The sequence below is a fragment of the Enterobacter pseudoroggenkampii genome (assembly GCF_026420145.1).
GTDB lineage: Bacteria > Pseudomonadota > Gammaproteobacteria > Enterobacterales > Enterobacteriaceae > Enterobacter > Enterobacter pseudoroggenkampii.
On sequence record NZ_JAPMLV010000011.1, the window covers coordinates 28,962 to 49,998 of the forward strand.

The 21,037-nt window shown below is 57.4% G+C and carries 19 protein-coding genes and 2 tRNA genes; 8 read left to right on the forward strand and 13 right to left on the reverse strand.

Features of this window, described 5'->3' with window-relative positions:
• Positions 1-8: 8 nt before the first annotated feature.
• On the reverse strand, positions 9-1,838 hold the full coding sequence (gene recQ / locus OTG14_RS23355) for an ATP-dependent DNA helicase RecQ (RefSeq protein ID WP_267215814.1): 1,830 nt from the start codon (positions 1,836-1,838) through the stop codon (positions 9-11).
• Between the two features lie 90 nt (positions 1,839-1,928).
• Positions 1,929-2,798, reverse strand: a complete 870-nt coding sequence (gene pldA / locus OTG14_RS23360; RefSeq protein ID WP_024907987.1) for a phospholipase A — start codon at positions 2,796-2,798, stop codon at positions 1,929-1,931.
• 163 nt (positions 2,799-2,961) lie between these two features.
• Between pldA and yigI the strand changes: the two genes are divergently transcribed.
• On the forward strand, positions 2,962-3,429 hold the full coding sequence (yigI, locus tag OTG14_RS23365) for an acyl-CoA thioesterase YigI (protein WP_008501538.1): 468 nt from the start codon (positions 2,962-2,964) through the stop codon (positions 3,427-3,429).
• Positions 3,430-3,480: 51 nt separating this feature from the next.
• Complete coding sequence (gene rarD / locus OTG14_RS23370) at positions 3,481-4,377, forward strand: EamA family transporter RarD (RefSeq protein WP_090420933.1); 897 nt, start codon at positions 3,481-3,483, stop codon at positions 4,375-4,377.
• Between the two features lie 83 nt (positions 4,378-4,460).
• On the opposite strand, the gene corA is transcribed toward rarD, so the two are convergent.
• The 8 genes from corA to lptM all read right to left on the reverse strand — a co-directional run bounded on the left by corA (position 4,461) and on the right by lptM (position 11,389).
• On the reverse strand, positions 4,461-5,411 hold the full coding sequence (gene corA, locus OTG14_RS23375) for a magnesium/cobalt transporter CorA (protein WP_008501540.1): 951 nt from the start codon (positions 5,409-5,411) through the stop codon (positions 4,461-4,463).
• A 150-nt stretch (positions 5,412-5,561) separates the two neighbouring features.
• On the reverse strand, positions 5,562-5,618 hold the full coding sequence (gene ysgD, locus OTG14_RS23380) for a YsgD/CorL family protein (protein WP_212743980.1): 57 nt from the start codon (positions 5,616-5,618) through the stop codon (positions 5,562-5,564).
• Between the two features lie 149 nt (positions 5,619-5,767).
• Positions 5,768-7,930, reverse strand: coding sequence for a DNA helicase II (gene uvrD, locus OTG14_RS23385; protein WP_032646073.1), 2,163 nt, complete (start codon positions 7,928-7,930; stop codon positions 5,768-5,770).
• Between the two features lie 76 nt (positions 7,931-8,006).
• Positions 8,007-8,723 carry a 5-amino-6-(5-phospho-D-ribitylamino)uracil phosphatase YigB gene (gene yigB / locus OTG14_RS23390; RefSeq protein ID WP_090420930.1) on the reverse strand — a complete coding sequence of 239 codons (717 nt, stop codon included), beginning with the start codon at positions 8,721-8,723 and terminating at the stop codon, positions 8,007-8,009.
• Positions 8,723-9,625: a tyrosine recombinase XerC gene (gene xerC / locus OTG14_RS23395; RefSeq protein WP_090420927.1), complete on the reverse strand. Its 903-nt coding sequence runs from the start codon at positions 9,623-9,625 to the stop codon at positions 8,723-8,725. The genes yigB and xerC overlap by 1 nt, the downstream gene beginning before the upstream one ends.
• Positions 9,622-10,329 carry a DUF484 domain-containing protein gene (locus OTG14_RS23400; RefSeq protein WP_048989630.1) on the reverse strand — a complete coding sequence of 236 codons (708 nt, stop codon included), beginning with the start codon at positions 10,327-10,329 and terminating at the stop codon, positions 9,622-9,624. The genes xerC and OTG14_RS23400 overlap by 4 nt, the downstream gene beginning before the upstream one ends.
• Positions 10,326-11,150, reverse strand: coding sequence for a diaminopimelate epimerase (gene dapF, locus OTG14_RS23405; RefSeq protein ID WP_024907981.1), 825 nt, complete (start codon positions 11,148-11,150; stop codon positions 10,326-10,328). Before dapF ends, OTG14_RS23400 begins: the two co-directional genes overlap by 4 nt.
• Before the next feature lie 35 nt (positions 11,151-11,185).
• Complete coding sequence (lptM, locus tag OTG14_RS23410; protein ID WP_024907980.1) at positions 11,186-11,389, reverse strand: LPS translocon maturation chaperone LptM; 204 nt, start codon at positions 11,387-11,389, stop codon at positions 11,186-11,188.
• A 135-nt stretch (positions 11,390-11,524) separates the two neighbouring features.
• On the opposite strand from lptM, the gene cyaY reads away from it, so the two are divergent.
• Positions 11,525-11,845, forward strand: coding sequence for an iron donor protein CyaY (cyaY, locus tag OTG14_RS23415; protein WP_090420923.1), 321 nt, complete (start codon positions 11,525-11,527; stop codon positions 11,843-11,845).
• Between the two features lie 91 nt (positions 11,846-11,936).
• On the opposite strand, the gene cyaA is transcribed toward cyaY, so the two are convergent.
• On the reverse strand, positions 11,937-14,480 hold the full coding sequence (gene cyaA, locus OTG14_RS23420; RefSeq protein WP_267215816.1) for a class I adenylate cyclase: 2,544 nt from the start codon (positions 14,478-14,480) through the stop codon (positions 11,937-11,939).
• A 349-nt stretch (positions 14,481-14,829) separates the two neighbouring features.
• Here cyaA and hemC point away from each other — a divergent pair, with 349 nt between their 5' ends.
• The 5 genes from hemC (at position 14,830) to OTG14_RS23445 (ending at position 20,311) form a co-directional block, all read left to right on the forward strand.
• A complete protein-coding gene (hemC, locus tag OTG14_RS23425) occupies positions 14,830-15,771 on the forward strand; it encodes a hydroxymethylbilane synthase (RefSeq protein WP_032646077.1) in 942 nt (313 codons plus the stop codon).
• Entirely contained in the window at positions 15,768-16,508 is a 741-nt protein-coding gene (gene hemD, locus OTG14_RS23430) for a uroporphyrinogen-III synthase (RefSeq protein ID WP_267215817.1), read from the forward strand. Before hemC ends, hemD begins: the two co-directional genes overlap by 4 nt.
• 20 nt (positions 16,509-16,528) lie before the next feature.
• Positions 16,529-17,725, forward strand: coding sequence for a uroporphyrinogen-III C-methyltransferase (gene hemX / locus OTG14_RS23435; protein WP_267215818.1), 1,197 nt, complete (start codon positions 16,529-16,531; stop codon positions 17,723-17,725).
• A 2-nt stretch (positions 17,726-17,727) separates the two neighbouring features.
• On the forward strand, positions 17,728-18,927 hold the full coding sequence (gene hemY / locus OTG14_RS23440; RefSeq protein WP_008501551.1) for a protoheme IX biogenesis protein HemY: 1,200 nt from the start codon (positions 17,728-17,730) through the stop codon (positions 18,925-18,927).
• Between the two features lie 172 nt (positions 18,928-19,099).
• The gene (locus tag OTG14_RS23445; RefSeq protein ID WP_090420912.1) at positions 19,100-20,311 is read left to right on the forward strand and encodes an MFS transporter; all 1,212 of its coding nucleotides are present in this window, start codon (positions 19,100-19,102) and stop codon (positions 20,309-20,311) included.
• 507 nt (positions 20,312-20,818) lie between these two features.
• Here OTG14_RS23445 and OTG14_RS23450 read toward each other — a convergent pair.
• Both OTG14_RS23450 and OTG14_RS23455 read right to left on the reverse strand, forming a co-directional pair.
• Positions 20,819-20,895, reverse strand: a tRNA-Pro gene (locus tag OTG14_RS23450).
• A 46-nt stretch (positions 20,896-20,941) separates the two neighbouring features.
• Positions 20,942-21,027: transfer RNA gene (locus OTG14_RS23455), tRNA-Leu, on the reverse strand.
• Positions 21,028-21,037: the final 10 nt, after the last annotated feature.

The following is a 21,037-nucleotide window of genomic DNA, read 5'->3' on the forward strand; positions in this document are numbered from 1 at the left end:
CCGGCTGACTACTCCTCATCATCACCATCGGCGTGAGAGCGGATGAGCGCCATAAACTCTTTACCGAAGCGCTCCAGCTTGCGCGTCCCCACGCCGTTGACGCTGAGCATCTCGCTGGCGCTGAGCGGCATCTGCTCGGCCATCTCGATGAGCGTCGCGTCGTTGAACACCACGTAAGGCGGGATGTTCTCTTCGTCGGCGATGGCCTTACGCAGCTTGCGCAGTTTGGCGAAAAGCTTGCGGTCGTAGTTGCCGCCGTAGGATTTCTGCATCACACGTGGCTTCAGGGCGATGACGCGCGGCACGGCGAGCTTGAGCTCAACGTCACCGCGCAGCACCGGACGCGCGGCCTCCGTGAGCTGAAGCGCGGAGTGCTGGGCAATGTTCTGCGTGGCAAAGCCGAGGTGAATGAGCTGGCGAATGATGCTCACCCAGTGCTCGTGGCTCTGGTCCTTGCCAATACCGTAGACAGGCAGCTTGTCGTGGCCCATGTCGCGGATACGCTGATTGTTGGCACCGCGCAGCACTTCCACCACGTAGCCCATCCCGAAGCGTTGATTCACGCGGTAAATGGTCGAGAGCGCCTTACGCGCGTCCATCAGACCATCGTACTGTTTCGGCGGATCCAGGCAGACATCGCAGTTGCCGCACGGCTCCTGGCGCCCTTCACCAAAGTAGTTGAGCAGCACCAGACGGCGGCAGGTTTGCGCTTCAGCAAACGCGCCCATCGCGTTGAGCTTGTGGCGCTCAATATCCTGGAGCTGCCCCTGCGGTTTCTCTTCCAGACAGCGGCGCAGCCACGCCATATCGGCCGGATCGTAAAACAGCATCGCTTCCGCAGGCAGACCGTCACGTCCGGCGCGACCGGTTTCCTGATAGTAGGATTCGATATTGCGCGGGATGTCGAAGTGCACCACAAAGCGCACGTTCGGCTTGTTAATCCCCATCCCGAACGCCACCGTCGCAACCACGATTTGCAGGTCGTCGCGCTGGAATTTCTCCTGCACGTCGGCGCGGATGTGGTTCTCTAACCCGGCGTGATACGCGGCGGCGCTAAAGCCGCGGTTTTGCAGACGCGCGGCGGTGTCTTCCACCTTCGCACGGCTGTTGCAGTAGATGATGCCGGACTTGCCGCGCTGCTCCTGGACGTAGCGCAGGAGCTGATCCAGCGGCTTGAACTTTTCCATCAGCATATAGCGGATGTTAGGGCGGTCGAAGCTGCTGACCTGAATATAGGGGTCGTTCAGCCCCAGCAGGCGAACGATATCCAGCCGCGTGGTGTCATCCGCCGTGGCGGTGAGCGCCATAAACGGCAGCTCGGGGAAGCGCTGACGCAGTTGGCCGAGGGCAGCGTATTCCGGGCGGAAATCGTGTCCCCACTGGGAGATACAGTGCGCTTCATCCACCGCCAGCAGTACCGGGTTCCAGTGCGCCAGATGATCGAGGAAGTTATCCAGCATCAGGCGTTCCGGGGCGATATACAGCAGGCGGATCTGCCCGGTGCGGCACCCGGCCATCACCTCTTGCTGCTGCTCCCGGGTTTGGGTCGAGTTAAGGCAGGCCGCCGCGACGCCGTTGGCGAGCAGTTGGTCAACCTGGTCTTTCATTAGCGAAATGAGCGGGGATACCACGACCGTCAGGCCGTTAAGCACCAGCGCGGGCACCTGATAACAGAGGGATTTACCGCCGCCGGTCGGCATCACCACCAGGCAGTCACGGCCTTCCAGCACCGTTTCAATGATGGTTTCCTGGCCGGGGCGGAACTGCTGGTAGCCAAAGGTTTCATGCAAAACCTGTTTAGCCAGCGACTCCTGATTCAATACTTCCGCCTGCGCCACGTTAACCCCATATGCCTGAAATGAAACAGGCGCTATTTTCAGCGCCTGAGAGAGAAACTTCAACGTTTAACGCAAAAACATTCGAGCAGCCTAGAGAATATCGTTCAGCATCACGCCCACGCCGATGCGGGTCTGGTTGAAGTTGTAATCGATAAGCGACTCGCCGTAACCGCTGTACACCTGGGTATAGATGCGGACATGCTTCGTCATTGGATAGCTTAAGCCCACTTCCGCACCACCGTAGCCGGTGTTCCAGTTGTACTGGCCTTTGGCGCTGAGCACGGCATCACCTAGCTGGTAGCCGACCTTGAGCTGGTAATAGCCCATATATTTGGTGATATCCGGGTTGTCATCGGTTTCGCCCACCACATACCACGGCTTCACTTCCACCATCCAGTTACCGTTCTGCGCCATCAGACGCGTATAGGCACGGTTCCAGCTGCGCGAGGTGGGATCGGAACGTCCGTTAGAATCATGGTTAAAGCCCACTTCGACATCACGCAGCGTCCAGCCCGCAAACTCATAATCCGTTGCAAAACCGAGGAACAGCTGCGGCTCATAGTTGGTTTCACGGAACGGCGAGGATTCTCCGCTGTTAGAGAGCTGCCACCAGGATTTCTGCGTGTAAGACGCCCCGAGAACCGAGTTCGGCCCCAGAATACCGCGCCAGAACGGGAATGCCAGGCTGAGCTGGAACTTCACCTCATCTTTACGCGCATTATCGGACCAGTTATAGGAGCTTATCGCCTCTTTGTTGAGATCGCTGGTCTGGGTGTAAATCACGTAGTTGGTGTCATACGGATAGAGCGTAAACGGATTGTCATGCTCCTGAAGAAGGTTCGCGATAATGCTACCGTGAACGGCAGGTTTATCATGCACCTCTTTGATCGTCGCTTCCTGCGCATATGCTGTGAAGGGCAGCGCAACCGCCGCCAGTAACCAGGCCAGATACGTCCGCATCGGTGGTGTTCTCCTGCAAAAGAGTAAAATTACCTGAATAGTTATGTGGCGGACATTCTACAGACTTCTGCGACAACTGCTGCATCCTCGTTTCTGAAAGTGGCATTCCTTGTTGCCGCGGCATAAAATCAACATTTCGTTAACAATAAGGATGTGATGCCTCATGTCAGCCATGCTTACCGCCGAAGAAGTGTTAAAACTCGTGGGCGAGATTTTTGTTTACCATATGCCGTTTAACCGCGCGCTGGGACTGGAGCTGGAGCGTTACGAGAAAGACTTTGCCCAACTGAGCTTCAACAACCAGCCGATGATGGTGGGTAACTGGGCGCAAAGTATTTTGCACGGAGGTGTGATTGCCTCCGCGCTGGACGTGGCGGCAGGTCTGGTCTGCGTGGGCAGTACGCTGACCCGCCATGACACCATCAACGAAGACGAACTTCGCCAGCGTCTGGCGCGAATGGGTACTATCGACTTACGCGTCGACTATCTTCGTCCGGGACGCGGAAATCGCTTTACCTGTACCAGCAGCCTGCTGCGCGCGGGGAATAAAGTCGCCGTGGCGCGCGTTGAGTTACACAACGAAGAACAGGTGTATATCGCCAGCGCAACCGCCACTTATATGGTGGGTTGAGGCGGCAAAATCGGGTAAAATTAATTCACTTTTTTGTAACGGATTTTCCCGATGGATGCTAAACAGACGCGGCAGGGCGTTTTACTCGCCCTTGCCGCTTATTTTATTTGGGGTATCGCCCCGGCGTATTTCAAGCTTATCGCCTACGTTCCGGCTGACGAGATCCTGACTCATCGCGTTATCTGGTCATTCTTCTTTATGATCGCGCTGATGAGCCTCAGCCGTCAGTGGTCGGGCGTCAAAACGCTGTTTAAAACCCCTAAAAAGGTCTTCCTGCTGGCGCTCTCAGCGGTGCTGATTGGCGGTAACTGGCTGCTGTTTATCTGGGCGGTGAATAACCATCACATGCTCGAAGCGAGCCTGGGGTACTTCATTAACCCGCTGGTGAACATCGTGCTGGGGATGATTTTCCTCGGCGAACGCTTCCGCCGGATGCAGTGGTTAGCGGTCCTTCTGGCCTTCTGCGGCGTACTGGTGCAGCTCTGGACCTTCGGCTCGCTGCCGATTATCGCCCTCGGTCTGGCGTTCAGCTTTGCCTTCTACGGCCTGGTACGCAAGAAGATTGCGGTGGAAGCGCAGACGGGGATGCTGTTTGAAACCCTCTGGCTGCTGCCGGTGGCGGCGATTTATCTCTTCGGCATCGCCGACAGCCCAACCAGCCACATGGGCAGCAACCCGTGGTCGCTGAACCTGATGCTGATGGCGGCGGGCGTGGTGACCACCATTCCTCTGCTGTGCTTCACCGGTGCCGCGACGCGTCTGCGTCTCTCCACGCTGGGCTTCTTCCAGTACATTGGCCCGACGCTTATGTTCCTGCTGGCAGTGGTGTTTTACGGAGAGGTACCGGGGGCGGATAAGATGGTGACGTTCGCCTTTATCTGGGTGGCGCTGGCGATCTTTGTTGCGGATGCGATTTATACCCAACGCAGAATGCGCAAAGGGCTGTGATGTTGCCCTCACCCTAACCCTCTCCCACAGGGAGAGGGAATTCGATCGTAGGGCGGGTAAGCGCAGCGCCACCCGCCAGTTTTTTACAGCCAGTTCCGGCGTTTGAAATAGAGATACGGCGCCAGCCCCGCGAGGATCATAAAGATAATCGCCCCCGGGTAACCAAAGCTCCACTTCAGCTCCGGCATAAACTCGAAGTTCATCCCGTAGCTGGATGCCACTAGCGTCGGCGGCAGGAACACCACGGAAACCACCGAGAAGATCTTGATGATGCGGTTCTGCTCGATGTTGATAAAGCCCATCGCCGCCTGCATCAGGAAGTTGACCTTCTGGAACAGGGATTCGTTGTGCGGCAGCAGTGATTCGATATCTCGTAAGATCTCACGCGCCTGCTCCAGCTGACCGCCCGGCAGACGCGCCTTGCGCACCAGGAAGTTCAGCGCGCGCTGGGTATCCATCAGACACAAACGCACCTTCCAGCCGATATCTTCCAGCTCTGCCAGCGTGGACAACGCTTCGTCATATTCGTCGCCCTGATGGCCTTCCATGATCACGCGGCTCAGCTTTTCCAGATCGCTGTAGATGTTTTCAATTTCATCCGCCAGCTGTTCAATTTTGGTCTCGAACAGATCGAGCAGCAGCTCGTACGCGTTGCCGTCTACCATCGCCTGGCTACGGGCGCGCATGCGGTAGAGGCGGAATGCCGGTAGCTCACGCTCGCGCAGGGTAAACAGACGACCGTCGCGAATGGTAAACGCCACGGTGGAGTTGCCCGCGTGGTCTTCCGCATCTTCAAAGAAGAAGAAGGAGTGAATGTGCAGACCGTCTTCGTCTTCAAAAAAACGGGCGGATGCTTCGATGTCTTCCAGTTCCGGGCGGGTTGCCAGGCTTTGCCCCAGCTCAGATTGTACGCGAAGGCGCTCATCGTCGTCCGGCTCGACCAGATCCACCCATACGGCATCAATGAGGGGCTGTGACTCTTCGGCTTCAAGCCGAGTCAGTCGGTTATTTTCGAGTTGAAATGCGCTCAACATGACCGGGACTCCCAATGCAAAAAATATCGGACAGTTCGGTGGGCACACAGAAACAAATTGGGTTTCAGACCATTAAACAGCCTGACTCAGCGCGACGGGAATAGAGCAGTCGCTGACAACCACTAAGGCCATCAGCAAGAGGAGATAGCCTTAGGAGTTGTTCCTGGATGACAGGGAATTGAGCCAGTATCTACTGGGTGTGTCCAAGGCGAATGTCCTCTTAGCGTAATCGTGCGCGCATGTTACGCCAGCTATAACTGCGGCGTCAACACGCAACGGAACGCTGAAGGGCATTAATTGACCTTCACTGTATAAGGCTAGCAGATTATTACAAAATAATGATATTTTTCTGAATGTTAGACTGTTTCCAGCTTGGCGTAGGCCGCCACCAGCCATTTGATCCCCTGCCCCTGGAACGCCACCTGCAGGCGGCTATGCTCGCCGCTGCCTTCCAGATTCACAATGGTACCTTCGCCAAACTTCGAATGGCGCACGCGCTGGCCCAGCTTGTAGCCGGTATCGGTTTCCGCAATCGGCGAGCCCATGCGCTGATGGCTGACCGGACGGCTGATGCTCGCCCGCAGACGCACCTCCTCCACGCACTCTTCCGGCAGTTCACCGATAAAGCGCGACGGACGGTGGTAGACCTCTTTACCGTACAGACGGCGGGTTTCGGCGTAGGTCAGCGTCAGCTTTTGCATCGCGCGCGTCACACCCACGTAGGCCAGACGACGCTCCTCTTCCAGACGCCCGCCCTCATCCAGCGACATCTGGCTCGGGAACATCCCCTCTTCCATCCCGACGATGAACACCTGCGGGAACTCCAGACCTTTGGCGGAGTGCAGGGTCATCAGCTGAACCGCATCCTGCCAGGTGTCCGCCTGCCCTTCGCCCGCTTCCAGCGCGGCGTGGGAGAGGAACGCCTGCAGCGGCATCAGGTCTTCGTCTTCTTCGTTGTAGCTGAACTGGCGCGTTGCCGTGACCAGTTCCTCTAAGTTCTCAATTCGGGTCTGGCCCTTCTCGCCTTTTTCCTGCTCGTACATGGTGCGCAGGCCGGAGTCTTTAATCACCCGGTCGGTCTGCACGTGCAGCGGCATGTCCGCGGTTTCCTGCGCCAGGGCGTCAATCAGCTCAAGGAAGCGCTGTAGAGCGCTGGCCGCGCGTCCGGCAAGGGCCTTTTCCTGCAGCAGCTCGCGGCACGCCTGCCACAGCGTCAGCTGGCGGTCGCGCGAGGCCTGACGCACCACGTCCAGCGTACGGTCGCCAATCCCGCGGGTTGGGGTGTTCACCACGCGTTCAAACGCCGCGTCGTCGTTACGGTTGGCAATCAGACGCAGATACGAGAGCGCATCTTTGATTTCCTGACGTTCGAAGAAGCGCATGCCGCCGTAAATCCGGTACGGCATGCTCACCTGCAGCAGCGCCTCTTCCAGCACGCGCGACTGGGCGTTGCTGCGGTAAAGAATGGCGCACTGCTCCAGCGCGCCGCCGTTGTCCTGCCAGGTTTTGATGCGGTTGACCACGAAGCGCGCTTCGTCGAGTTCGTTAAACGCGCAGTAAATCGAAATCGGTTCGCCGTCGACGCCGTCGGTCCACAGCTTTTTACCCAGACGCCCGTTGTTGTTCTCAATCAGGGCGTTGGCCGCGCTCAGAATGTTGCTGGTTGAGCGGTAGTTCTGCTCCAGACGGATAGTTTCCGCGCCGGGAAAATCGTTGAGGAAGCGCTGGATGTTCTCCACCTGCGCCCCGCGCCAGCCGTAGATCGACTGGTCATCATCGCCCACGATCATTACCTTGCCGGTATCACCGGCCAGCAGGCGGATCCACGCGTACTGGATGTTGTTGGTATCCTGGAATTCATCCACCAGGATATTGGTGAAGCGTTCACGGTAGTGCTGCAGGATGTGCGGCTTGTTGAGCCACAGCTCGTGGGCGCGCAGCAGCAGCTCGGCAAAATCCACCAGGCCGGCGCGATCGCACGCTTCCTGATAGGCCTTGTAGACGTTCTGCCAGGTCTGCTCGACCGGGTTGCCGAAGCTCTGAATGTGGTGCGGGCGCAGCCCCTCGTCTTTCTGACCGTTGATGTACCACATCGCCTGACGCGGCGGCCACTGCTTCTCGTCGAGGTTCATCGCCTTGATCAGGCGCTTCAGCAGACGGAGCTGGTCTTCGCTGTCGAGGATCTGAAAATCCTGCGGCAGGTTGGCGTCCATGTGGTGCGCACGCAGCAGGCGGTGCGCCAGGCCGTGGAAGGTACCGACCCACATGCCGCCCTGGCTGGTGCCCATCAGCTGGGCGATACGGTGGCGCATCTCCGCCGCCGCCTTGTTGGTGAACGTCACCGCCATGATGGAGTACGGCGAGCAGTTCTCCACGCTCTGCAGCCAGGCGATACGGTGAACCAGCACGCGCGTCTTACCACTGCCCGCCCCAGCCAGCACCAGCAGGTTGGTGCGCGAGGCGGCAACCGCGTCACGCTGTTTGTCATTAAGGCTGTCGAGCAGGTAAGAAACGTCCATTGGCACCGTCACGTCATGTCGGGCAGGCGAATAGCATTCGCCAAAACCCTGTTAATTTATACAGAACAATTGATGATTATATCAGCGTCGTGAGGGATGCCAACCGCGAAATTTCCACGTGCGGCAGAAGACGGCTATCGGAGGCGATCATCAGGTCAGCGTTTTCCGGCTTGATCCAGCAGGCCTGCATGCCGCAGCGGATAGCGCCAGCCACGTCTGTGGTCAGGTCATCCCCCACGTGCAGGATCTCACCCAGCGGCAGCTTAAGCTTATCTGCCGCCAGATGGTACATGTCACTGAACGGCTTCGCGCGCCCGTGAGGACCCGCACGCAGCACGAACTCAAAATAATCACTCAGGCCAAACAGCTCCGGCTGGGCATTGCCGTTGGTGATGGCCACCAGCGGCCACTTTTCTGCAAGCTTCGCCAGCGTGTCGTGGGTTTCCTGCGGCACGTCGATACGGCTGCGCCATTTGGCGAAGTTTTCCATGGCCGCTTCGGCACCGATGGCCGCGTCCTGCACGCTCAGACCCACGTTGAGCATCGCCTGCTCTACCGCACGACGACGCCATTCGGTCACGTCGTGGTAAATATCCGGCTCGGTCTCCCGCAGGGACTGGCGCAGCTTCTGGAAATCCTTGTTCTGTATCGCCTTCAGCGCGGGATGGTAGTTCTGCACGAACGCCAGCGACTCCTGCTCGGTACGCAGGATCACCTCGCGGTTGTCATAAAGGGTGTCATCAAGGTCAAACGTCAGGGCTGAGATCTGACCGAGTGGGCGGTAAAAACGCATTATTTCCCCCGTTTGGCGCGTGGATGCGCCGCGTCATACACCGAGGCAAGGTGCTGGAAGTCTAAGTGAGTATAGATTTGAGTGGTAGACAGATTTGCGTGCCCGAGGAGCTCCTGCACGCCGCGCAGATCGCCGCTCGACTCAAGCATATGTGTTGCAAAGGAGTGGCGCAGCTTGTGCGGATGCACGTGGCTGTTCAGCCCCTGCTTAATGCCCCACTCCGCAAAGCGCTTCTGCACGTTACGCGCCGAGATCCGCTTGCCGAGTTTCGACAGGAACAGCGCATCTTCGTCGGAGCCAAACAGCCCGCGCAGGTCAAGCCAGTGCTCAATCCAGGAGACCGCGTTGCGGCCAATCGGCAGGCGGCGCTCTTTGCTGCCCTTACCCATCACCCACACTTCACCAGATTCCAGATCGAGATGCTTGAGGTCAAGGTTGACGAGCTCAGACAGACGCAGGCCTGCGCCGTACATCACCTCCAGCATCGCGCGGTCGCGTACGGCAAGCGGATCGTTAAGGTCGATATCCAGCAGGTGGTTTACGTCGTCGACGTCGATATTTTTGGGCAGATGGCGCGGGGCTTTCGGCGTGGCGATGCCCTTTGCCGGGTTGGCTTTTAAACCGCCCTGGCTGACCAGCCAGTCGAAGAAACTGCGCAGCGCTGAGAGCCTGAGCGCCAGGCTCGCCGGGCTGAGATTTTTTTTACGGCTACGCACGACGAACCCGCGTACCGTCGCAGCGTCACATTGTTGCCAGCTTTTCAGGCCGATCTCGTCGGCGATCTGCATGATGGCATCAAGCTGACGCTGATAGTTAAGCAGCGTAATGGGGCTGAGATGGCGTTCCACGCCGAGATAGCGCAGAAAGCGCGAAACGTCAGTAGCGAGCAGTCCGTCCGTCATACGCGCTCAATCCAGCGCTCCAGCAGCTCGGGCAGCATCAGGGCGATCTCCTGCAGCAGGTGGGTGGCTTGCCCTTGCTCATAGTGATGCGCATCGCGGCTGGTAAATAACATGACCCCCAGGTCGCCGTCGCGCCCCATCAGCGACATCGCCACCGAGCCAATCGCTTTGGCTTCCGGCAACACCACCAGTAGCTCAGGCCCGTTCAGCGGCCCCAGATAGTGGTGCTCATGGCCCAGACGCTGAATGCGCAGCGGTTCAAACGCCTGACGGCTCAGTGCCAGATGGGTAAACCCCGACGGCGCGCCAATGCGCCAGCGGTCAGGGAACAGGCGAATCGTTGCGCCTGCTAGCCCCAGCTCCCGAGCCCAGCGGTGGAAGCGGCTGAGGAACTCGTCAAGACTGTGCGCCGACGCCAGACGCGCCTGCAGATGCAGCAGACGATAGAACAGGCTTTCGTTGGTGCTGGCCTGCTCCATCAGCAGCGTCATGTTCTCTTCGAGCTGGTTGATGTGGTTGCGCGCGCGCGCCATGTGCCATTCCACCAGCGACACGGTCCCGCGAACCGGATGCGGCACGCGCATCTCTTCGACAACGCGTGCATTGCGAATAAAAAACTCAGGATTGCGCAGCAGATAATCAACAACAGCTCTGTCGTCCAGTTCCGTCACTGTTTCCTGCAGTTCTTCCCCTGGTTGTTTCATAGATGGATAAACCCGTCATAGACATGTGCCGCCGGGCCAGTCATATACAGTGGATGACCCGGTCCTTTCCAGGCGATATCAAGCCGACCGCCCGGTAATTCCACGCGAACCTCTTCTGCCAGTAACCCCTGAGAGATGCCCACGGCCACCGCCGCACAGGCACCGCTTCCGCAGGCCTGAGTCTCACCCGCGCCGCGCTCGTAAACCCGCAGGCGAATGTGCTCGCGCTTCACCACCTGCATAAAACCGATGTTCGCGCGCTCCGGGAAACGTTCGTGGCTTTCCAGCACCGGGCCGAGCGTTTCGACCGCGGCGGTTTGCACATCATCAACCTGAATCACGCAGTGTGGGTTACCCATTGAGACGACGCCGCACAATACTGTCTGCTCGGCCGCACGCATAATATAGGTCTTTTCCGCTTTGTTTGCGCGAAACGGCACGACGGAGGGCTCGAAGTTAGGCTCGCCCATGTTCACGCGCACCAGCTCATCATCGGTGACGCTAAGCACCATGCGACCATTGGCCGTGCTGACGCGAATATCACGCTTGTTGGTCAGCCCTTTCAGACGCACAAAGCGGGCGAAACAGCGCGCGCCGTTGCCGCACTGGTTAACTTCGCTGCCGTCCGCGTTAAAAATACGGTAGTGGAAATCGAGGTCGGGGTCGTACGGCGGCTCAACCACCAGCAGCTGATCGAACCCCACGCCCAGATGCCGATCCGCCAGGCGACGGATCAGTTCCGGGGAGAAAAACACATTCTGCGTTACCGCGTCGACGACCATAAAATCGTTGCCAAGGCCATGCATTTTAGAGAACTGCATCATTTGCTCCATTGCGCGGGTACAGAACGTTGTCGTCAGAGATTAACCTGAGTCGGGCCACCGTTGTCGCCACGGTCGTTAGTGTTTGGCGTGGTAGACTCAATGCCGCTGTTAACCGGTTTCGTCGGCGGCGGTGCGGTTTTATCCGCAGGTGGGAAGTACAGTGGTCCCTTCAGTCCGCAGCCAGTCAGGCTAAACAGCGTGATGAGAACGGCAAGCGTTCGGAAAGCGTTTTTCATTATAAAGTTGCCCGTAAGTTCAAATCTGTTTCTATCATCGCAGGAGAAGACACAAAAGCAAGAGTTTGCCGCTTTCCTGCAACGGGAATTATTTAGGGTTATACTGCCGGCATCACGAAAAACAGGAACAAAACCATGAACGACAGTGAATTCCATCGCCTTGCCGACAACCTGTGGATGACCATCGAAGAGCGTATTGACGACTGGGACGGCGACAGCGATATCGATTGTGAAATTAACGGCGGTATTCTGACCCTGAGCTTCGAAAATGGCAGCAAAATTATTATTAACCGCCAGGAGCCGCTTCACCAGGTCTGGCTGGCCGCGAAACAGGGCGGCTATCATTTCGATCTGAAAGACGGGGAATGGGTTTGCGACCGCAGCGGCGTAACGTTCTGGGATCTGCTGGAACAGGCGTCGACCGCGCAGGCGGGTGAGACAGTGAGTTTCAGGTAGTTTTGTCGCCCGGTGGCGGCTACGCCTTACCGGGCCTACAACGGCTCGAACCGTAGGCCGGGTAAGCGTTAGCGCCACCCGGCGAAAAGAGTCAGGAAAAATACTGCTGCAACAGCGGCGCGGTGTCCTGATTGGCAGGCGCGGCAGGCGTGACGGCCTGGGTGCGGAACGGAATCACCTGCGTACGGCCGTCGACGTTCACAATCTGGTAGAACTGCGGCAGGTTAAAGTTGATAAAGCTTGAGCCGTAGGTAAAGCGGTCATGCGAAGAGGAGTAGAAGCGGCTGACGTCGCGCACCAGCTCCTCTTTACTGCCTTCACAATGGTGATACACCTCGGCGCGGTTGGTCTCATCCAGAATGTAGATGTTGAACCCGGCATCGTCGCCCGACTCTTCAAAGAAGAACTGAATAATCCCTTCGCTGGCAAAGCCGTCCACCACCTGCGGCAGCTTAACGTGGTTGGTTTCCACCTGCACCGACAGACCGTGCAGCTTGTTATGCGAAATCGCGCCGTAGAATTCGATGGCGTTTTCCAGCTTCTGTACCGACACGTTCAGGCGCTCGAAGAACAGGCCCCAGGTCTGACCGGAGACGCGCAGTGCTTTAAAGCGCCCGGTTTCCTGACGGGTACTGGAGAGACGCAGTTCGATACACTCAGAAACCAGCTGCTGCACGCGGGTACGAATCAACCCACGCAGGTGCTGGCTGTAGCAGAACACTTCCACGCTGTCCGGCGGCGCGGCATCCTGGTGCATCTTGCCGAGGATGGTTTTCAGCGCCTCGATCATCGCCTGCTCGCCGTTGAAGTGCAGGGTACGCACTTCGTTCCACGAGTTGCGATAGAGCAGGTCCACGCTGCCGACCAGGCAGTTTTGCTGCTCGCCAAAGCTAAAGACGTCCAGCTTGCGGAAGTCAAAATGGACCACCTGATTGCGGAAGGCCGCCGTCGGGTCGTATTCCAGGTTGACGATGATCGCCAGATGGCGAATCTCGCACGGGCTGTAGAGCGCTTTCGGCGTTGGGGCAGGCAGATGCAGCGGGAAGTGGTGCGACACATCCGCGACCATCTCCTGCAGCTTAGCGAGATCGACCACCTCGTTGCCTTTGATAAACAGGCGCGTACGCGAGGTCAGCAGGCCGTTAAACCAGGCCCAGGCCACCAGCTTGTTCAGATAGCGGTTATATTCCAGCGGCTGATGGCTGATGATTGAATCCATGCTTGGCGCACGGTTGTACAGATACCACCCGGTGCGGTTCGCGCGGCCCGGCGGCACGTAGATAAAGGTCAGGTTCGGTTCTGACAGGTCAGGCGAAATCTGCGGGTTAACCAGGGTGACTTTGCCCGGCAGCGCTTCAAACGCGGCGTACAGCTTACGGGTCAATACCCCGATGTCCTGCGGGCTGGCGGAAACGCTGAGGTTGTTACGGCGCGCAAAGCGGATCAGATTACGGTAGCTTTGCATCATCGCATCGAGCAGTTCGTTGTGCGCTTCACGCACCTGATCGATTTTCCAGTTGGCCCGGTTGTCGAGCATGGACAGACGCGCTTCGTCCCATCCCCACTCTTTCACTAACTGACTGACCACTTCACGACGCCAGCCCACGCAGGCGCGCTCGCGGCTCAATTTCTCACAGACTTTGAGATAGAAACATCGACGCACCAGGTCAAGACGCGTGGTGTCATCAATGGCTTTCAGGTATTCGGTCACGCGCTCCAGCATCATGCAGTAGGCGTCCAGCCCGAAGGAGACGATTTCCCCGTCGTGCAAACGCTGCTTGATATCTTTCGCCAGCAGGCGCGGCGTAGGGTATTCCCAGGAATAGGCTTCAAGCAGCAGCGTTTTCAGCACCGCTTTGTACGGTGAGTCGATACTCTTATAGAGCTGCCAGAGGCTTGCGCCGAAATACTCTTCTGCTGACAGGGAACTCAGGCCGCCAAGGTCCAGCCATTCGTTTGGCGTCAGTACGCCCTGCGCGTAAAGCGACATGACGTAATCATCGTAATGCTCTTCTTCTTCGCACGGGACCATATTCCACAGAATACGCTTCCCGGCCAGGCGCACAGCAGTACGGTAAAATTCATCCAGCAATAAGATGTGCTGAGTCGAGCCGCAGTCTTCACCACCCAGACTGCCGCTTTCGTTATGGCGGAAACGGTTTTCATCAATCAGGAAGAAGCTCACTTCCACACCGAGCGATGCCGCCCAGCTCTCCAGCAGGCTGCATTTACGCTGCAGCAGCTGACGCTCGTCGTTATCGAGCCAGGACTGATGGCAGACCCAGATGTCCAGGTCCGAAGAACAGCTTTGCCCTACCGATGAGGTGCTCCCCATTGAGTAAACGCCGGTAATCGGCAGTTCACCTTTCGGGGACTCCTGTGGCGGCATGCCGCGGTAGAGTTCCAGCTCGTTCAAATAATGCTGTTGGGTTTCATCAGGCGTGAAAAGGCAAATGCCCTGGGGAACGTTACCATCAAGGTAGCCAGGCATCAGCGGGTGGTGATAGTGCAATAATGTCGGCAGCAGACTGTATACCTGCTGGAAAGCAGGGCCCATAGCAGCAAGCGCGCGATCCACACGCAGTTGATTTATGGCATCCAGTCTCTGTTTCAGAGTCTCAATATAGAGGTACAAGACGTATCGCCTGATGTTTCCGGGTGTCGCAGCTATTCAAAACACGAGTAACAGCGGACCCGCAGTATTTCAAAAAGATAACCGTTACCCTTTTTCGCCCTTATCATTTTTGGTGGTACCGACGAAAAAATGGTCTAAAACGTGATCAATTTAACACCTTGCCGGTTGACCGTAAAGAAAGATGCACTACATACAAGTGTAGCACCGTTCTGTACGTGTAAATTCCTGAATACGGCTATGGCTGGCGAATACGCCGCCTTGTCCCTCTCACGCTTCATCAACCGTAAAACTGCCATCCCAGAGTCAACAATGTTAGGATGGTTAGCGATTGATAATGACGGTAACAAGCATGTTAGACAATGTTTTGAGAATTGCCACACGCCAAAGCCCTCTCGCGCTCTGGCAGGCACATTATGTGAAGCAGCGCCTTGAGGCCTGCCACAGTGGATTGCGCGTCGAGCTGGTACCGATGGTCACGCGCGGTGACGTGATCCTCGATACGCCCCTGGCGAAAGTGGGCGGCAAAGGCCTGTTTGTCAAAGAACTGGAACTGGCATTGCTTGAGAACCGCGCCGATATCGCCGTACATTCGATGAAAGACGTACCCGTCGAGTTCCCGGAAGGGCTGGGGCTGGTGACTATCTGCGAGCGCGAAGATCCGCGCGATGCGTTTGTCTCTAACCACTATGACTCCCTCGACGCGCTGCCAGAAGGTAGCGTGGTTGGCACGTCCAGTTTACGCCGTCAGTGTCAGCTGGCGGAACGTCGTCCTGACCTGATCATTCGCTCGCTGCGCGGTAACGTCGGCACGCGTCTGGGCAAGCTGGATAACGGCGATTACGATGCCATTATCCTCGCCGTTGCCGGCCTGAAGCGTCTGGGGCTGGAGTCGCGCATTCGCGTGGCGTTACCGCCAGAGCTGTCGCTGCCGGCCGTGGGCCAGGGTGCCGTCGGCATCGAGTGCCGTCTGGACGATGCGCGTACCCGCGAACTGCTCGCACCGCTGAACCATGACGATACCGCTACCCGCGTAAAAGCCGAGCGTGCGATGAATACCCGCCTCGAAGGGGGATGCCAGGTTCCAATTGGCAGCTATGCTGAATTGACGAATGGCGAACTGTGGCTGCGCGCGCTGGTGGGCGCCCCGGACGGTTCGCAGATGGTACGCGGCGAACGTCGCGGTAAAGCGCAAGATGCCGAGCAGCTTGGCGTTTCGCTGGCCGAAGAGTTACTGGATAACGGCGCCCGCGAGATTCTGGCTGACGTTTATAATGGAGAACCCCCTGCATGAGTATTCTCGTCACCCGCCCTTCTCCCGCAGGAGAGCAATTAGTGAGCCGTCTGCGCGCACTGGGGCAGGTGGCCTGGAGTTTTCCGCTCATAGAATTCTCCCCCGGTCGCGAGCTCTCTGCGCTCGCCGACCAGATGGATACCCTTCAGGACGGCGACCTGCTGTTTGCGCTGTCGCAACATGCCGTGGAATTTGCCCACGCGCAGTTGCAACAGCAGGGTTTGACCTGGCCAACCGCCCCCCGCTATTTCGCGATTGGCCGCACAACGGCCCTGGCGCTGCATACCGTAAGCAGCGCGGACGTTCGTTACCCGTTAGATCGGGAAATCAGTGAAGTCTTGCTACAATTACCTGAATTACAAACTGTTGCCGGAAAGCGTGCGCTCATTTTGCGCGGTAATGGTGGCCGCGAACTGCTGGGCGAAACGCTGCGTGAACGTGGTGCAGACGTGACGTTCATTGAGTGCTATCAGCGCTGTGCAAAACACTACGATGGCGCGGAAGAGGCGATGCGCTGGCACGCGCGCGGCATTAATACGCTGGTGGTCACCAGCGGTGAAATGTTACAACAGCTTTGGTCGCTGATACCGCTTTGGTATCGCGAAAACTGGTTACTCCGCTGTCGGCTTCTGGTCGTCAGTGAGCGTCTGGCGAACCATGCCCGGGAACTGGGCTGGCAGGATATTCGGATCGCTGATAACGCCGACAACGATGCGCTGCTGCGCGCATTACAATAACTCTCAAATGGGAAGCCATAATGACGGAACACGACAAATCCTCCGCCGTGGTTGAAGAGACCAGGGAGACTGTGGAGACGACGCCACAGCCAGAGACGACAGAGAAAACCGCTGAGAAGAAAAACGGCAGCAACAAAACGAGCCTCACGCTGAGCGCGATTGCCATCGCCATCGCGCTGGCAGCAGGGGTTGGCCTGTACGGTCTGGTGAAACAACAGGGCGCTAACCAGACGTCCACCAGCGATGCGCTGGTGAATCAGCTCACTGCCCTGCAAAAAGAGCAGGAGACGCAGAAAACCGAGCTGGAAGCCGTGATTAAGCAGCAGGCCGCTGCGCTTGCCGAAGCGAACAGCAAACAGGAAGAGCTGACCAAACAGCTGGGTGAAGTACAGCAGAAAGTCGCCACCATTTCCGGCACCGATGCCAAAACCTGGCTGCTCTCGCAGGCCGACTTCCTGGTGAAGCTCGCCGGACGTAAGCTCTGGAGCGATCAGGACGTCACCACTGCCGCGGCGCTGCTGAAAAGCGCCGATGCGAGCCTGGCAGACATGAACGATCCAAGCCTTATCACCGCCCGTCGCGCGATCACCGAAGACATCGCCAGCCTCTCCGCCGTCACACAGGTGGACTACGACGGCATTATCCTCAAGGTGAATCAGCTTTCGAATCAGATTGATAACCTGCAGCTGGCGGATAACAACGACGACGACTCCCCGATGGATTCCGACGGTACCGAACTTTCCAGCTCGCTGAGCGAATGGCGCATAAACCTGCAGAAAAGCTGGCAGAACTTTATGGACAGCTTTATCACTATCCGCCGTCGCGACGAAACCGCCGTGCCGCTGCTGGCACCGAACCAGGACATCTATCTGCGCGAGAACATTCGTTCCCGTCTGCTGGTGGCGGCGCAGGCCGTACCGCGTCATCAGGAAGAGACCTACAAGCAGGCGCTGGATAACGTCTCAACGTGGGTCCGCGCCTACTACAACACCGATGATGCGACGACCACCGCCTTCCTCGAAGACATCGATAAGCTGAGCCAGCAGAACATCACCATGAACGTGCCGGATAAGCTGGCCAGCCAGCCGATTCTCGAGAAGCTGATGCAAACGCGCGTGCGTAATCTGCTGGCACAGCCGGGTGTACCGGCAGAGCAGACGAGCGGAGCGGCGCCTGCTCCGGATCCTGCGCCTGAAAGCGCACCACAAGGAGAGTAATGATGCTAAAAGTCCTCTTACTCTTCATCCTGCTGATCGCCGGGATCGTGCTGGGCCCCATGCTTGCGGGTCATCAGGGTTACGTCCTGATCCAGACCGATAACTACAACATTGAAACCAGCGTAACGGGTTTGACGATCATTCTGATCCTCGGCGTGGTGGTGCTGTTTGCGATCGAGTGGATCCTGCGCCGTATTTTCCGTACCGGTGCCCATACGCGCGGCTGGTTCGTTGGCCGTAAGCGCCGCCGCGCCCGTAAACAGACCGAGCAGGCGCTGCTTAAGCTCGCAGAGGGTGATTATCAGCAGGTTGAAAAGCTGATGTCGAAAAACGCCGACCACGCCGAACAGCCGGTGGTGAACTATCTGCTGGCGGCCGAAGCAGCGCAGCAGCGCGGTGATGAAGCACGCGCCAATCAGCACCTGGAACGGGCGGCTGAGCTGGCTCACGGCGACCCGATTCCGGTGGAAATCACGCGCGTTCGTCTGCAGCTGGCACGTAATGAGAATCACGCGGCTCGCCACGGCATCGACCGCCTGCTGGAAGTCGCACCACGTCATCCGGAAGTGCTGCGCCTTGCCGAGCAGGCCTACATCCGTACCGGCGCCTGGGGCTCACTGCTGGACATCATTCCATCGATGGCGAAGGCCGAGGTGGGCGACGATGAACATCGTGATGAGCTTCAGCGTCTGGCGTGGATTGGCCTGATGGATCAGGCGCGCGCTGACCTGGGCAGCGACGGTCTGAAAACGTGGTGGAAGAATCAGAGCCGGAAAACGCGCCAGCAGGTTCCTCTGCAGGTTGCCATGGCAGAACATCTTATTGAATGTGACGACCATGACACGGCTCAGGAGATCCTCCTCGACGGTCTGAAGCGCCAGTACGACGATCGTCTGGTGATGGTGATCCCGCGCCTGAAAACCAACAATCCTGAGCAAATCGAAAAAGTGCTGCGTCAGCAGATTAAAACCGTTGGCGATCGTCCACTGCTGTGGAGCACGCTCGGCCAGTCGTTGATGAAGCACGGCGAATGGCAGGAGGCAAGCCTCGCCTTCCGTGCAGCGCTCAAGCAGCGTCCGGACGCGTTTGACTACGCATGGCTTGCCGATACGCTGGACAAGCAGCATAAGCCGGAAGAAGCGGCCGCCATGCGCCGTGATGGGTTGCTGTTGACGCTGCAAAATAACGGTACGCAGCAGTAATTAATCAGGAGGCCAGATGGCCTCCTTTTTTTATCGCCTTTCTCCTGCTACATTCTTTACACCCGCATCCGCAAACGAACCCGCCAATGTAACGATGTCTTTTCATTAACTTTTTTTCACACACGCGCACATTCTGCAGCGTGGATTAAATCGTTTTTGAAAGGAAATCGTCATGAACTCGCTTTTATATACGCTTATTGAAGCGCTGCGCGGCCACCGCTGGCTGCGCCTGCTTGCCTGTGCTTTTATCTTTTCTTCGTTGGGGAATGGCTTAACCCAGGTTGTGGTCTTCGGCTTGCTGTTAGCGTGGTCGGCCTCGCCTGCTCTGCTAACCCTTGCTTTTCTTTTCGCTACGGTACCGGGATTTATCGGCAGTACGATCGGCGAAAAGCTGTGCTCACGCTGTTCTCCAATATCCCTGCTGATACTGACCGAAGGGCTGGGCCTGCTCGCCCTGCTCTTTCCCCTGCTTGGTGTGGGTTATCACAGCGTTGCCGCATTACTCGCCGTACAATCCACCGAGGCGCTGCTCAGCGGGATGAGCTGGCCCGCGCTGACGTTGCTCTTCAAGCGCGGCCTCAGTGAAGCAGAGCTGCCTGCTGCGACCTGTCTGGAAAATGTGATTTTTGCCTCGCAGGTATTGTTAGGGACCGGCCTGGGCGTGGTGCTGTTCCAGAAGACTTCCGTGTTTACCCTGCTGGCCATTGATGCCGCCAGCTTTCTCGGGTCACTGCTCATGCTATGGCTGGCTGGACGCCGGTTTTCTGCGCCATCACTCACGCCCCCCGAGGAAGAGGAAGCCCCTGCGGCATTACGCTGGCGGACGTTGACCGTTCGGCAGAAACGCAGCCTGCTCATCCTGCCGTCGCTGGCGGCCGTCGGCTCACCGGCCATGGCGCTGCTTCCGGCGCTGGCACAGCAAATCCATCCTCAGGATGCGGCGGGGCTTGCTCTGCCGCTGCTTTTCGCAAGGAGCATGGGACAACTTTGCGGCCCCATGCTGATAAAAAAAGAGAGCCTGACGCGCTTTGCCGCTCACACGCCGCGCATCATCGTTTGTCTCGGTATCTTTCTGACCGGTTATGGTGTGCTGCCGTTTTTGTCCGGGTGGACGGCATGTGCGCTGAGCATGATCTTTATCGCGCATCTGGCCTCGAATATTCTCTTCGCAGCGGGCACGTTTGGCGTACTCAGTAGTTTTCATCTCACGCAAACCGCTTCAGCCAGTGGGAAAGCCTGGCGCTGGCAAACGCTCAGCGCCTCTCTTTTCACCGGTATTGCAGCGATGGTGGCTGTTGGGCTTGGCTCAGTGCTGGCGCTCTATACGGTCTCGTCAGTTGCCCTGCTGTTGGTCGCCCTGATCATGCGCAGGTATCGGGAATAAGGCATAAAAAAACGCCTGCTATAAAAGCAGGCGTTAAAACAGGTCTGTAAGACAACATATTTGGTGCTTCACTCAACGTTATGTCCATGGTGTCTGATGAGGCCGAAGCGACATCTGTCAGTGGACGATAAGCACCGTAAATGGCTCTGCGTCATTCCTGAGTTTATGAGGCACTAAGGCGAACATAAGAGATGGAATGAGCATCTACACGCATATTATTGCACGTAACGTGCCAACATGACACCCAGAACTTTTACATGACGCAACATTTTAAGATAAAAGGAAATTATGCTGTTAAGTAACGTCTTAAGCTCTACAACGTATCGGGAAAAGGCGGGAAGATGTCGCCAGGAGGAGACAGCAAAACCCATAAACAGTTATTTACCTAACTTTCAATGAGTTATATGTCGCTGGATTGCGACAATGAAAAAGGACGTTGTTGGGGAATGACTACAGGGATGAAGAATTGCAGAAAACAAAAAACCCCGCCGAAGCGGGGTTCAAAATTGGTCGGCGAGAGAGGATTCGAACCTCCGACCCACTGGTCCCAAACCAGTTGCGCTACCAAGCTGCGCTACTCGCCGATGTACTGCTTTTTTGAATTTTTAGTTCAATTCATTTAAAAAGTCGTGGTGCGAGGGGGGGGACTCGAACCCCCACATCCAAAGGACACTAACACCTGAAGCTAGCGCGTCTACCAATTCCGCCACCTTCGCAATTCACAAC